Source organism: Oceanobacillus massiliensis str. N'diop (assembly GCF_000285495.1).
Taxonomy (GTDB): Bacteria; Bacillota; Bacilli; order Bacillales; family Amphibacillaceae; genus Oceanobacillus; species Oceanobacillus massiliensis.
Genome location: NZ_HE610976.1, coordinates 250,030 through 263,163 on the forward strand (window position 1 = coordinate 250,030; position 13,134 = coordinate 263,163).

The following is a 13,134-nucleotide window of genomic DNA, read 5'->3' on the forward strand; positions in this document are numbered from 1 at the left end:
CGAATCCGTATTGCGGTTTGCTAAAGCATACTTTCGACAAAATACAACAAAAACCGGGAAGTGACAGGCACCTATCACTTTCCGGTTTTTGCTGGTTATAGGACGTATTTTTCGATTGCCTTTGCTACACCATCATTATTGTTGGTCTCTGTTGTATGATCGGCAACCTGCTTGATTGCTTCCTGGGCATTGCCCATTGCTACACCTATTCCTGCCTCTTGAATCATTTTAATATCATTAAGGCTATCCCCGACGGCCATGACATTTTCCATCGTTATTCCAATTTTGTCGCATAGGAACTTCAATGCTTTAGCCTTGCTTACCCCTTTTGGGTTGGCCTCAACATTAGTTGGCAGGGAGTTGGTGAGTTCCAGCTCTTTATAGCGTGAAAGCTCTTTAACCATAATATCAAGTTTTTGTTCATCTGTTGATTCACATCCGAATTTCAACCATTCATAGTCGTAAAAATTCTCGGGAATATCATCGCGGAATACACCACTTGTTGAAATCATCCACATATTGACACCTACCTGGGTACCAAGGTTATATAGTTTTTCAATCAATGCCGTTTCTAGTAAATGCTGATCCAGCAATTCTTTTTCGACAGTCCAAATTTGACCGCCATTCGCCGTAACGAGATAGGATTGTAATTTCAATTCCTCTGCATAAGGATAACAGGTCCGGAAGTCACGTCCTGTACTTAAAACTACATGTATCCCCTTCGCTAGCGACTGCTCAATCGCCTGCTGTGTACGCACCGTTACCTCATGCGCACTTGTCAATAATGTCCCATCCATATCGAGTGCAATAAGCTTAACATTATGTTCTGTCATACGTATGCTCCTTTTCCATATGTATTTGTTTTTCCTTGACCACCTGTCTGTCATAAACCTTTGTCGTTATAAACGGAATCACCAGGATGATCAACAGGATGATAAATAGCAGATCCATATTATAAAAGTCCACGATAAACCCGCCAAGTACCGGGCCAATCATTCTGCCAACGGAAGCAATGCTGTTTACAATTCCTTGATAAAAGCCAACCCGGCCGCGCGGAGCCAGTTCATTTGCCAGTGTAGGAATCGCTGGCCACACGAGAATTTCTCCTAACGTAAGAATTACCATCGATGCAGCAAACATTGTAAAATTCTCTGCAAACATCCCTATGGCAAAAGAGATCATCAGAATTACCATTCCAATATAGATATGCTGTTTCGGTGAAGCAACTCTATCTGTAAACCATTTTAACAAAGGTTGGGCCAGAAAGATAAGAAAACCATTTATCGCCCATAAAGAACTATACTGTTCCAATGGAATTCCAATGGTCTGCGTATGGGAAGCAATCGTAGATCCCCATTGACTATAGGCACACCAAATCAATAGAAAACCACTGCACAGAATAAGCAATGCCTTGAATGCAGATTTGTTTTGAATCTTCGCTCTTTGTCCGACAACAGAAGTGACCATTTGAAGATCCTGTGCCTTGTCCATGTCCTTAAATGTCAATAATACAATAAGGAAGAAGATAACAAAAACAGCTGCATTTGCAGCAAAAATGTAATCAAAGGATAAACTTGCTATATATCCCCCCATTGATGCTCCAATCGCAACCCCTAAATTCTGTGCCACGTATACTGCATTATATGCCCTACGTCCTCCCTCAGGCCACAATGAACCAGCCATAGCGAACATGATTGGCCATGTTATTCCGTTCCCGAATCCAATAATTATAAGCAAAATGGAATAGGCGACAATCCCATGATTAAAGGCAAGGACAATTGCAGCACTCATCGCAATAAAAGTACCTGCCAGAATTGTCTTATAGGCACTGTATTTATCAAAAAGGGCACCTCCAAGCAGATTACCGACAATGGATGCACCTTGGTTAAACATTAAAATAAACCCGGCGAAAGCAAGGCTCTTTCCAAGTTCATTATGAATAAAAATTGTATTTAAAGGCCATAAAAAAGAGCCGCCAGTAACCGTAATCGCCGTTGCAATTACAAGCAGCCAAATTTGTCTGGGCATTATTATCAACTCACTTCATCTATAATCAACTAGGTAATTTTACTCGATTTATCTATCGAAAGCAATTATTCAAACTTGTTCCAATCTTTCTTGGTTTAAGGTTTATCATCCTACCCTAAAAGATTAGAGGAATGATGGCTAACATGATCAATGGAATAGGTATTTGTTTTAGGAAAAAGATAATCAGTTCAATGAATAAGGATTAAACATACTTTTTTCGCCAAATAAAAAATCCGGTTTACCATTCAACATTCTTTAATCAGAATTCGAATTAGTCCAGATTTTTCTTTATATAACTTCCATATTCTACAATTATTTCCCACAGATTTGAACATTTTGCCGATGTCATAGCCTATATTATTACATGCTTTTTCTTCTCAATCGTTTCTGTATGACGACAACAATGCTTACATAAATCACAGGCAAGATTGTTGCCAATAGCACAACTCCATTCCATCCTGTCTTATTCCATAGCGGCCCTGCTGCTGAACTTCCTAATGTGACACCAACATAATACGCAACTAAATATAAGCTGGATGCACTGCCTTTATGGTGTGTTGCCTGTTCCGTCACAGATGTTGCGGTTAATGAATGGGTAGTAAAAAAGCCAAGGCACATGATACATAACCCGGTAATAATCACTTCGATTGATTGGCTGAATGTAAGTAATATTCCGAGGGACATCACCACAATCCCCGCCATACGGACTTGCTTCAATCCTAAATTACCTGCCAGCCATCCCGCAAAAGGAGCACCGACTACACCTAGTCCATAGGCAAGGAAAGTATAGGAAACCGCCTCAAGCGACATGGAAAAAGGCTCTGCCTCAAGATGGAACGGTAAATAGGTCCAAATGGATGTAAATGAATACTGCAGCACAACTCCAATGCCAATAATAATAAGAATGATGGGATCCTTTATATGGAATAGCATCCCTTCCATATCCTTCTTGAAAGGCTGCCTGCTTGCTTCAAAGCAGCTGGACTTCGGCAACGATAAATAGACAACTATTAAAATACCTAATCCAATGGCTGCAAAGACATAGAAAGCCGTTTCCCATGAAAAGTGGTCGGCTAGATAGCCAGTAATCACCCTTCCCGCCATGCCACCAAGAGCATTGCTGGATATGTATAAGGCTGTTGCAACGCCAACACTACGATGATCGATTTCTTCATTCAAATAAGCTAGCGAAGCAGCTGGCAGACCTGCCAATGCAAATCCTTGAATAAAACGCAGCAGGACAATCAGATAAAACGAATCACTGATTGGGATAACGAAAAAAGGGATAACGGATCCAATCAGCGAAAATTTAATGAAAAATGTTCTGCCAATCCGATCTGAAAGAAAGCCAAGAGTAATTAGCCCGACAATCAGTCCAATAATTGTAACCGATAATGTAAGCGTCGATTCAGATACCGTTATATCAAATTCATTTACGAATACCGGCAGAAGCGGCTGTACAACATACATGCTCGCAAAGACAAAAAAAGAAGCAAATGCTAAGCTTAATGTTATCTTCCAAAAAGCCAAATCCTTCATACCATATTTTTTGTGCTGCCCCATTACATGACACTTCCCATAATAAACTTAAATCGAAATCGTCTACTCTTCCACTATAGCATACTATTTCCGACAGCTCGGAAAAGAGAAAAACCAGATTCTCAAATAACTTGTTTCAGCGAACTAGACATTATTATCCAGCATTTACTGAAATTCTACATTATTTCCCAGGAAATATGACATCTATTGACTCGTATGACCCTGCAGTAAATGAAGATTTCCAAAAAACGTTGTCTCATTAATCCATTTACTTTCAACTAAAAAAGCAGAATCCAGCCGCATGCCTTTCAACAAAATGATTTTTTATCGCGGTTGTGAACTCGATTTTCATACAAAGAAAAGAGCTTCCCAAAAGTCATTTAAGACATTGGAAAAGCCCTTCAAGTTATACCGCTCAATCCTCTAATACTACTTCCCGTAATTCATTGGTCTCTTCTAAATCAACGATTCGGTCCAAATCCAATAAGACCAAGAGATTATCGTCCATTTTGGCAACACCTCTCAGGAAGGTTTCTCGAACCCCTCCTATCAATTTAGGTGCAGGCTGTATCATATCATGGTCAATATCCTTTACTTCTGTTGCCGCATCAACAATCAGACCAACTTGCATATCCTGTACAAATACAACTAATATCCGGCTATCCTCTGTAATTTCCGTCCCATCAATCAACAGACGTTCCTTTAAATCGATAATTGGCGTTGTTTCGCCCCGCAGCTCCGTCACCCCTTTAATAAATTCGGATGTTCTGGGAACTTCGGTAATCTTTTGCAATCGTTCAATTGAAATGACCTGCTGTACTTCAACTCCAAACGATTGATCCTTCAATTTGAATACAATAAATTTCGTCACTTCTGCCATGTTAGAACCTCCAATTCTATTTAATCAGTGCATTGGGATCGATAATTAAGGCAACCTCTCCATCGCCTAAGATTGTCGCACCTGAGATGGCGAACACATCTCCAAGATAATTGCCCAATGATTTAAGGACAACCTCTTTCTGTCCTATAAAAGAATCAACAATCAGCCCGGTGAGCTTATCCCCTTTTTTGACAATGATTACAGAATACTCATTTCCTTCATGTGCCTCTGCTTCCGGAATATCAAAGACGGCTGCTAAAGAAACAATTGGCACCACTTTACCTCTGAAGTCCATTACCTTTTTGCCATGTGCATACATGATCTGCTCTTTATTCAGTATCACGGTTTCAATGATAGAAGATAATGGTACGGCATAGGTTTCCTTCTGTACTTTAACAAGCAATGTTGCGATAATGGATAACGTTAGAGGTAGCTGTATGGAAAAAATACTTCCCTTACCCGCTTTCGTTTCAATCGATATTTGACCACCAAGTGATTCAATTTTGTTTTTCACCACATCCAGCCCAACTCCGCGGCCAGATATATCTGAAACCTTATCTGCAGTACTGAATCCAGATGACATGATAAAGCCTGCTATCTGATCATCGGTCAGAACTTCCGCTTCATCCCTGGATATAATTCCATTCTCAATTGCTTTTTCCTGAACCTTCTCCCGGTTAATTCCTGCTCCATCATCCTCAATTTCTATAAAAACATGATTCCCGCTGTGGAATGCCCTTAAAATCAATCGGCCTTCCGCCTGCTTTCCAGATTGTTGACGTACTTCCGGCAGTTCAATACCATGATCGACAGAGTTACGGATGAGATGGACCAGCGGATCTCCAATTTCATCAATAACCGTACGGTCGAGTTCCGTATCAGCTCCGTAGATTTCAAGGCTTATTTGCTTATTCAAGTCTCTAGCAAGCCCTCTTATCATGCGTGGGAACCGATTAAATACTTGTTCGATTGGCACCATTCGCATCGCTAGAATCAGGCTTTGCATATCGGTGGAGACCCGGCTCATATGCTCGACGGTTTCTGTCAGATCATGGCTGCTGATGTTTTCTGCTATAACTTCCAATCTGCTGCGATCAATAACAACTTCTTCAAAGAGATTCAGCAAATCATCAATCTTCTCGAGATTAACACGAATCGTTTTCGATCCGCTGCTTTTCACCGATGTCTGGCTCGATTGTTCCGTTGTAGCTGCCGTTTCTTCTTTTGCGGCAGTTTCAGCAATATTCTCCACACTTTCATGCTCTGCTGGATTTATTGCATTGGAGATTGTGACCAGATTGCCGATTTGAACTTGTTTTACTTCAGATACTTTTTCGATAATGGTTTTTATTTCTGTCGATTCTTTTCCAGACAGGAAAATCATGGAGAAGCTTTGCGCAAAATTTCCTTCTTCGATCTCTTCGACAGATGGGTTAGTGCGGATAACTTCACCATAGTCTTCAAGAGCCTCAAAAACCATGTAGGCACGTGCACCTTTTAAAATACAATCATCGGTCAACTCTACAGTTATTTGAAATGGGAAAAAACCCTGTTCCTTCGCTTGTTCCACAATCGTAATCTGGAATTCATCAAGACCAAGATCATCGGAATTAACCACTTGATCCTGTGCATCAATCCTGGTTTCAGTACTGTCTTGAACTGGATTTCCTTTCTCGATTTGATCCAATCGCTGCACTAGTCCCGATACATCTTTCTTCCCGTCATTTCCTTCACTGATTGAATTGACCATATCTTCCAAATACTCGATAGCTAAAAAGATAACGTCGATAATCTCAGTGGAAACTTTCAATTTATGATTACGCATCAAATCAAGGACATTCTCCATTTTATGTGTCAACGAAGCAATATCTTCATATCCCATCGTTGCGGCCATGCCTTTTAAGGTATGGGCTGAACGAAAAATTTCATTTACCAGATTCAGATCTTCAGGCTGCTTTTCCAATTCCAGAATGTTATCGTTCACTGCCTGTAAATGCTCACGGCTTTCATCTAAAAACACTTCTAAGTACTGATCCGTCTCCATAGGGCATTTCCTTTCTCGATTCCATTTTATTCTTTTTATGGCTATTTTTACAATAGCTGATTTACTCCCACTGCACAATTAGTCTTCTATATTTTTATAGGTTAAAATCCCTAATTTATATATCGGCAATCCAATAGGTATTTTAAAGGATTAACTCCAATTACATGCAATTCCACCAAAAAACAGGAAACTGAATCACATTCGGTCTCCTGTCAAAAACTCATATATTCACTACTCAATCGATTAAAAGGTATATATCAAGGTTTCCAGACTTCTCGAAACTTGCAGTCAAGTGAATCGCCTTATCATATCCAGATAAAGTAGTATCCCCATTCATGATGGTTGGTGCAGTGATATCTGTCATGATGCCGTTTTGTACAATATTGGTAGAAAGATTCCCAGCCAGCATGTTCCCAAGTTCTCCACTGAAGGATGCCAGCATCTCCCCTTCGATCGCCATGCCAAACATCGCTTGTCCAATCGCTCCAAAAACGTCCAATTCTCCAGATAAAATCAATTTGCCTTTGAGGTCTCCTGTAAACCCGATTAATACACCAAATTGAATATTCAACGGCTTGGCAAGCAGTCCAGGTTTTGACAATTGGTAGTCAAGAGGAATAATTGACTTTAATGATTCATTTGTGCCATTCAGCAGGGATGTAACCGAACGATTCCGTTGTTCTGTTGTTAATGGCAATAAAAAACCTCCCTATTAAGGATATATTATATTAGTCCTAGGCCTTGCAAAAGTATGTATGGTATCTATATCGGTCATATTTAGTTGAAATGAAGGAAAATGATGAAATCTTACAACAATTCGGTTATTCCATTGACAACGATCGTAGCTTATCAGGTAAAAACGGAGAGCTGGTCAGAAACCAGTCTCTCTCATTCTCCTATAATTTAAATCTGCGAATTAATACATTCAGCTCTTCTGCTGTTTTTACCAGATGTTCGGAGCTTGATGCAACTTCATCCATCGAGCTGCTGGTTTGTTCGGTTGATGCGGCAATTTCCTGTACGCCAGCCGCAGCTTCCTCTGAAACAGAAGCAATTTCTTCAACAGAGCTGTTCATGTCTCTTGTACTATCCGAAATATCAAGCAGGTTATCGGAAACGCTATTAATATCCCGAACCATGTTTGTAACAGAATTCCTTACTTCTTCAAGCATTTCAGCTGTTGACTGAATTTGATAGGTTCCCTGTTCGACTTCTTTATATCCACCTTCAAGGGAGCCGGTAACATCGCTTGTTTCTGCCTGAATCGTATCTACAATTCCAGTAATATCACTTACAGAGTCTGTTACTTGTTCCGCTAGTTTTCTAACTTCATCCGCTACAACAGCAAACCCTTTTCCATGTTCTCCAGCTCTTGCTGCTTCGATGGCCGCATTAAGTGCAAGCAGGTTCGTCTGTGCTGCAATCTCTTGGATTACAGATATGATTTTAGAGATTTCCTGTGACTGCGCATCAAGTCCGATCACTTTTTCAACAGATGTTTTTACTAATTGATTAATCTTTTTCATCTGAACATTGGATTTTTCCATTAATTCACTGCCGACCCCGATTTTTTCGAGGACTTCATTAGAATTATTCTGGACATTTTCACCTTTTTTGTTTGCCTCCTGAACCTTAACCGAGAATGATCCCATAATCGATGCGAGTTCACTTGCGCTATTCGCCTGTGTTTCAGAACCTGTTGCCAGTTCTTCCATCGTAATGGCTACTTGATCAGCTCCTGCCTTCACTTCATTTGCAGAGCTGGTAATCTCTTCACCTTGACTGGAAAGAAGCTCAGCCACTTCATTGATTTTCGATACAACATCCGTTAAATTATGGCTTACGAGATTCGTTGAGTCAATCAGCTGCCCAGTTTCATCCTTGCTATTGGTCTTTAAGGGTTCAAGACCGATGTTTCCATCTGCAACCAGCTTCATTCTATCGACTGCTGCTTTAATTGGCTTCGAGATATTGCGTGCGGTTGTAATTCCGAAAATAAGTGAAACAAGAATGATAATCGCACCGATTATAATTGTGTTCAAAAATTGTGCATTACCATTTTCAATTATATTTTCGCCTAATTCGGTAATAATCGCTTCCCGCTCTGCTGAAGATGCTGCCATTGTATCGATCAGTTCATCCGTTAATGGACTCACTTCGTTTTTCATTAGCTCGCGTGCTTGATCCTGATCTCCACTCTCATACAGAGCTATGACTTCGTCTGTCAGTGTACCCCACTCGATTTTCTTATTGACAAGTTCCTGACTTTCGCTGCTATTATCCACTGCTAGAAGTCTTTCTTCCAGTTCGATGGATTCGCCAAGGGAATCATTAAATCTATCTTTTTCTTTTTCGTCATCAAAAAGCAAATAGCCGCGCAAATAGGCTTCCCGGATAGCCATATTGCTCTCCAGTTTATCATTGACAATCAAAAGCGAGAGCTGGGAATCCATGATTTCTTCCGTCTGTTTATTCGTAGAGTGGATCGTATAGATATTGAATCCGACAAATAGTAATACTAGAAATATAACAATTGCAAAGATAAATAAGATCTTTGCTTGAATGCTTCTCAAGCTTAATAGTTTTTTCATCGATGTCCTCTTCTTTCAATTAATTTCCTCTGTTTTAGTGAATCCATTATATTTTTTACGTTACTGCGTTCCATAGTTCGAATCGGAATTGGGACTCCATCTTTATTGTTCCGATGTATCTATTTCATAGTTGGGAAGAATAAGCACTTCGACACGTCTGTTTTTCGCCCGGTTTTCATCGCTCGTGTTCGGCACTAATGGTTTGTATTCTCCATAGCCTTTTGCACTAAAAAGCGTCGGATCAAGCTCATCGTTTTCCAGAACAAGACTCATAAAGTTTAAAGCACGCTTCACACTGAGTTCCCAGTTGGAAGCGAATTCTGACGTCCCGATCGGAACATCATCCGCATGGCCGCTGATTACGATTTGATGCGGCGGCTCCGTATGCAGCAAACTGGATACGTCTCCGGCCACTTCACGACCTTCCGATTTGACTTCTGCACTTCCAGAGTCGAAAAACACATCATTTACAATCGTAATCAGCAGACCTTCATCCGTTAATTCTGTTCCGAACTTATCGGACAGATCATTTTCGTAGATGTAATTCTGTATCATCGATTGTATATTTTCAAGCCTTAGAAGCTCACCTTCTGCTGCTTCTGTGCTTTTATCTTTTTGCTCGTCCTCATCTTCTTCAGCTGCCTCTTCCTGTTCGCTCTCTTCCTGATCTACGGGGGGCTGCACTGGGTTCTCATTCTGATCCAGTATTCCCTCGCCTCCAGAAAATTCACTGCGGAAAATGACCGCAAGCTGCTCATACTTCTGTACGTTAATATCACTCATCGCAAATAGTACAATAAATAGAGCCACTAGAAGTGTCAGCAAATCAGAATACGGGAGCAGCCATGACTCGTCAATATGTGATTGCTTTTTCTTCTTCCTTCTACTCATCTAAATCCACCATTTTTAATGCTGCCATCTCTTTGCTGGATAGTAATGAACCTAATTTTTCTCTTACTATCATTTTGGAATCACCCGTTGTTATAGAAAGAATTCCTTCTACCATAATTTCCTTTTGAAGGATTTCCCTTTTAGACTTTTCCCGCAGCTTATTGGCAAATGGATGCCAGAGTACATACCCAGTAAAAATCCCAAGTAAAGTAGCAACGAATGCCGCTGAGATGGCATGCCCCAGCGCGTCTGCATCCGACATATCAGCAAGTGCCGCTATCAGACCTATTACTGCACCCAGTACTCCAAGGGTAGGAGCATAAGTCCCGGCCTGTGTGAAAATGGCAGCCCCCTCTTCATGCCTCTGCTCCATCGCATCAATCTTTTCCAGCATGATATCTTTAATAAAGTCCGGAGATTGGCCGTCAATCGCAAGCTGAAGTCCGGATGATAAAAACGGATCATCCACTTCTCCCACTCTTTGTTCCAGCGACAGAATACCTTCTTTCCGTGTCTGATCAGCCCAGTTACTGAACATATTAATCAGTTCCTTTGTATCTGTCTGATTGGATTCTGTAAAAATAATCTTAAATAATGCAGGCACTTTTTTAAGTGAACTGCCTGGAAAAGCAATTGTCACTGCAGCAACCGTTCCTAACAGTATGATTAAAATTGCAGCCGGATTTACAAGCGCCATCACACTTACGCCTTTAAGCACCATCCCGACCCCAACAGCAATTAGCCCTAATATCAACCCAATCAACGATGTCTTATCCATAGGTAACCTCCTAATGAGTAATTTAGAAATGCCACTTTTCTATGTAGCCATAATCTATATATCGGTAAAATTAACAAAGAGTGAAAGAGTTTTTTAAAACAAATAATTTAGATTATTAAATCAAAAGTGGAGGCGACCGTTTAGAAGCGCAGCGACTGGACTGCACCGCAGGAGATACAGGAAACACGGGGAACGGCAGAGAGCCGATGTTGACTTATCGTACGGAGGTGACAGGAAGTCTGCAAGCTTCTGGGAGCCGGAACTAGACGATCAAAAGTGGAGGCGACCGTTTAGAAGCGCAGCGACTGGACTGCACCGCAGGAGATATAGGAAACACGGTGAACGACAGTGAGCCGATGTTGACTTATCGATATCAATTCGACAAAATTCGGGAAGTGACAGGCACCTATGGTTTATAATAGTTGGAAAGGAGAGGGGTTATGTTATGTTAAATACTTTTCAGCTGGATACCGTTCATCACTCAGAAATGATTGATATTACCGCGAACATTGAGGCATGGATCCATCAAAAGGGAATTAAAAATGGCATTGTTGTCGTGTCTTCCCTTCATACCACAGCAGGAATTACAGTAAATGAAAACGCAGACCCAGACGTCAAGAGGGATATGCTCATGAGATTGGATGAAGTATATCCGTGGGAGCATCCAAAGGACAGGCATATGGAAGGGAATACCGCTTCCCATTTAAAGGTAAGTACGGTCGGGCATCAACAGACACTGATCATTTCAAACGGCAAGCTGCAGCTTGGAACTTGGCAAGGAGTCTATTTTTGTGAATTTGATGGACCCAGAAGGAACAGGAAATATATTGTAAAGATTATCGAAGGCTAATTTGATATGGATAGAATGCAGTCATTCCCCTTCTAAATGGCTGCATTTTCTATTCTTTAGCCTTGAAAATCAGTTTCGCAAAATTTATTTCAAAATATTTCTCATAGTATCAAAAGCATGGTTACTTTGACATGATTTCTTACCTTTTAAAGCGTTTATTCAGCTAATGATTTTCCCCTTCTTTCAAACTAGTATATATAGCACAGTCAATGTTTCCCATCTGTCATATAAAGGCAGCTAAATATCCCGAAACACAACCTCTTTCATAAAATGATTGAATATAAATTATATAGAAATTATTGTAAAAATTTACTATAATATTGGAAACGGATGTTCTTTAAGGTTGTGCAGAAATCTATACGAATGCCTTTATATAATAAGAAGGGAGGAAAATTAGGATGAATAAAGATAAAATTCCTGATGGTGAACAAAGCGAATACTCATGGGCAAAAAAGTTTATTGAAGAGAATGAGTTAATGTTCCGTAATGGCCTGCTGCAATCGTTTCTGCATACGAAAGAAAATTGGTTTCTGCTGGATCAGTCCATCCGCTATTCGACCTCTGATGCGAAAAGAGCATTGGACATGGCTTTTCGGGAACATCTTGCTGAAATAAGGCTAATCAGTCAGCTATCGAATGATTTAAGAAGATTTGCCATCCGTTTTGATCAGAAATTAAATCGTGACAGACAAAGGCAATTGCTAATTTTGGATAAGCCGATACATGACGAAGAGCATACTAGCATATCAAGAGTGGATCTTATTGCAGACTGTCATGCACGAACTGTAGACCAGGCAGTGATTGAAAATGAAAGTCTATTAGAAGATAAAATTGAAAACCCGGCACTGTATAACGCTATTCGCTCCCTCACACCCAGACAGAAATATATACTGGAGGCATCCTATTTATTCAATATGACAGATACAGAGATTGCAGCCAGAGATGGCGTCTCCCAACAGTCCATTTCAAAGACGAGGAATAAAGCTTTAGCCAACATAAAAAAACAGCTTTTAGAAGAGGAGGATTCGTATGACTGATATTCCAGCTCTCTCTTTTACCCTTAAACTTTTGGAAGATGTCGGCTTTCCTGTATTGGTTACCATGTTTTTATTAATCCGCTACGAAGTAAGAATGGAACGTCTGGAACAGCATTCAAAGTGCTTAACAGATACGATCAAAGAATTAAGGAGGGATATATTATGACTAGACTTATTGACTTAACAAGAAAAGTCCAACAGTATAACGATATCGAATCCTTAGAGATTGTCCTTAGCTTGTTTGAACCTAAAATAAAAGTTTCCCTAAAAGAGACTTCCCCCCAGGAACAGGAAGACCTGTATCAGGAATTGAAAATCAAGACGATCGAAATTGTTCGGCAGTACGATTTCAGTAAAACGTTTGGCTTCTGGGAATTTACAAATAAGCTGAAGGAACAGCATCCTTTCGACTATGCAGAAGCAGAGTAATACCGATACTTTCCATCACGTTAGAGTTGTATATGGAGGAGCAGCGTCGATTATCAATTATGCGCAT

13 protein-coding genes are annotated in these 13,134 nt (G+C 40.4%); 4 read left to right on the forward strand and 9 right to left on the reverse strand.

What is annotated here, in order from left to right; translation table 11 throughout:
* Positions 1-95: 95 nt before the first annotated feature.
* From OMHG_RS01490 to motA, 9 genes are all read right to left on the reverse strand, one after another.
* Positions 96-833 (reverse strand): Cof-type HAD-IIB family hydrolase, encoded by a 738-nt coding sequence (locus OMHG_RS01490; RefSeq protein ID WP_010647681.1) that lies wholly within the window; start codon positions 831-833, stop codon positions 96-98.
* Positions 820-2,028 carry an MDR family MFS transporter gene (locus OMHG_RS01495; RefSeq protein WP_010647683.1) on the reverse strand — a complete coding sequence of 403 codons (1,209 nt, stop codon included), beginning with the start codon at positions 2,026-2,028 and terminating at the stop codon, positions 820-822. The genes OMHG_RS01490 and OMHG_RS01495 overlap by 14 nt, the downstream gene beginning before the upstream one ends.
* A gap of 360 nt (positions 2,029-2,388) precedes the next feature.
* Positions 2,389-3,591: an MFS transporter gene (locus OMHG_RS01500; RefSeq protein ID WP_010647686.1), complete on the reverse strand. Its 1,203-nt coding sequence runs from the start codon at positions 3,589-3,591 to the stop codon at positions 2,389-2,391.
* Positions 3,592-3,982: 391 nt separating this feature from the next.
* A complete protein-coding gene (locus OMHG_RS01505) occupies positions 3,983-4,447 on the reverse strand; it encodes a chemotaxis protein CheW (protein WP_010647688.1) in 465 nt (154 codons plus the stop codon).
* A 16-nt stretch (positions 4,448-4,463) separates the two neighbouring features.
* Positions 4,464-6,491: a chemotaxis protein CheA gene (locus tag OMHG_RS01510; protein ID WP_010647689.1), complete on the reverse strand. Its 2,028-nt coding sequence runs from the start codon at positions 6,489-6,491 to the stop codon at positions 4,464-4,466.
* 235 nt (positions 6,492-6,726) lie between these two features.
* Positions 6,727-7,188 (reverse strand): chemotaxis protein CheX, encoded by a 462-nt coding sequence (locus tag OMHG_RS01515; RefSeq protein ID WP_010647690.1) that lies wholly within the window; start codon positions 7,186-7,188, stop codon positions 6,727-6,729.
* Positions 7,189-7,387: 199 nt separating this feature from the next.
* Positions 7,388-9,082 carry a methyl-accepting chemotaxis protein gene (locus OMHG_RS01520; protein WP_010647692.1) on the reverse strand — a complete coding sequence of 565 codons (1,695 nt, stop codon included), beginning with the start codon at positions 9,080-9,082 and terminating at the stop codon, positions 7,388-7,390.
* Between the two features lie 102 nt (positions 9,083-9,184).
* Complete coding sequence (gene motB / locus OMHG_RS01525; protein ID WP_010647695.1) at positions 9,185-9,973, reverse strand: flagellar motor protein MotB; 789 nt, start codon at positions 9,971-9,973, stop codon at positions 9,185-9,187.
* Positions 9,966-10,751, reverse strand: coding sequence for a flagellar motor stator protein MotA (gene motA, locus OMHG_RS01530; RefSeq protein WP_010647696.1), 786 nt, complete (start codon positions 10,749-10,751; stop codon positions 9,966-9,968). Before motA ends, motB begins: the two co-directional genes overlap by 8 nt.
* Positions 10,752-11,196: 445 nt before the next feature.
* Here motA and OMHG_RS01535 point away from each other — a divergent pair, with 445 nt between their 5' ends.
* From OMHG_RS01535 to OMHG_RS01545, 4 genes are all read left to right on the forward strand, one after another.
* Complete coding sequence (locus OMHG_RS01535) at positions 11,197-11,601, forward strand: secondary thiamine-phosphate synthase enzyme YjbQ (RefSeq protein WP_010647698.1); 405 nt, start codon at positions 11,197-11,199, stop codon at positions 11,599-11,601.
* 398 nt (positions 11,602-11,999) lie between these two features.
* On the forward strand, positions 12,000-12,638 hold the full coding sequence (locus OMHG_RS01540; protein ID WP_010647700.1) for a sigma-70 family RNA polymerase sigma factor: 639 nt from the start codon (positions 12,000-12,002) through the stop codon (positions 12,636-12,638).
* Positions 12,631-12,804 carry a YvrJ family protein gene (locus tag OMHG_RS17680; RefSeq protein ID WP_010647701.1) on the forward strand — a complete coding sequence of 58 codons (174 nt, stop codon included), beginning with the start codon at positions 12,631-12,633 and terminating at the stop codon, positions 12,802-12,804. Before OMHG_RS01540 ends, OMHG_RS17680 begins: the two co-directional genes overlap by 8 nt.
* Positions 12,801-13,067: a helix-turn-helix domain-containing protein gene (locus OMHG_RS01545; protein ID WP_010647703.1), complete on the forward strand. Its 267-nt coding sequence runs from the start codon at positions 12,801-12,803 to the stop codon at positions 13,065-13,067. The genes OMHG_RS17680 and OMHG_RS01545 overlap by 4 nt, the downstream gene beginning before the upstream one ends.
* The last annotated feature ends 67 nt before the right edge of the window (positions 13,068-13,134 follow it).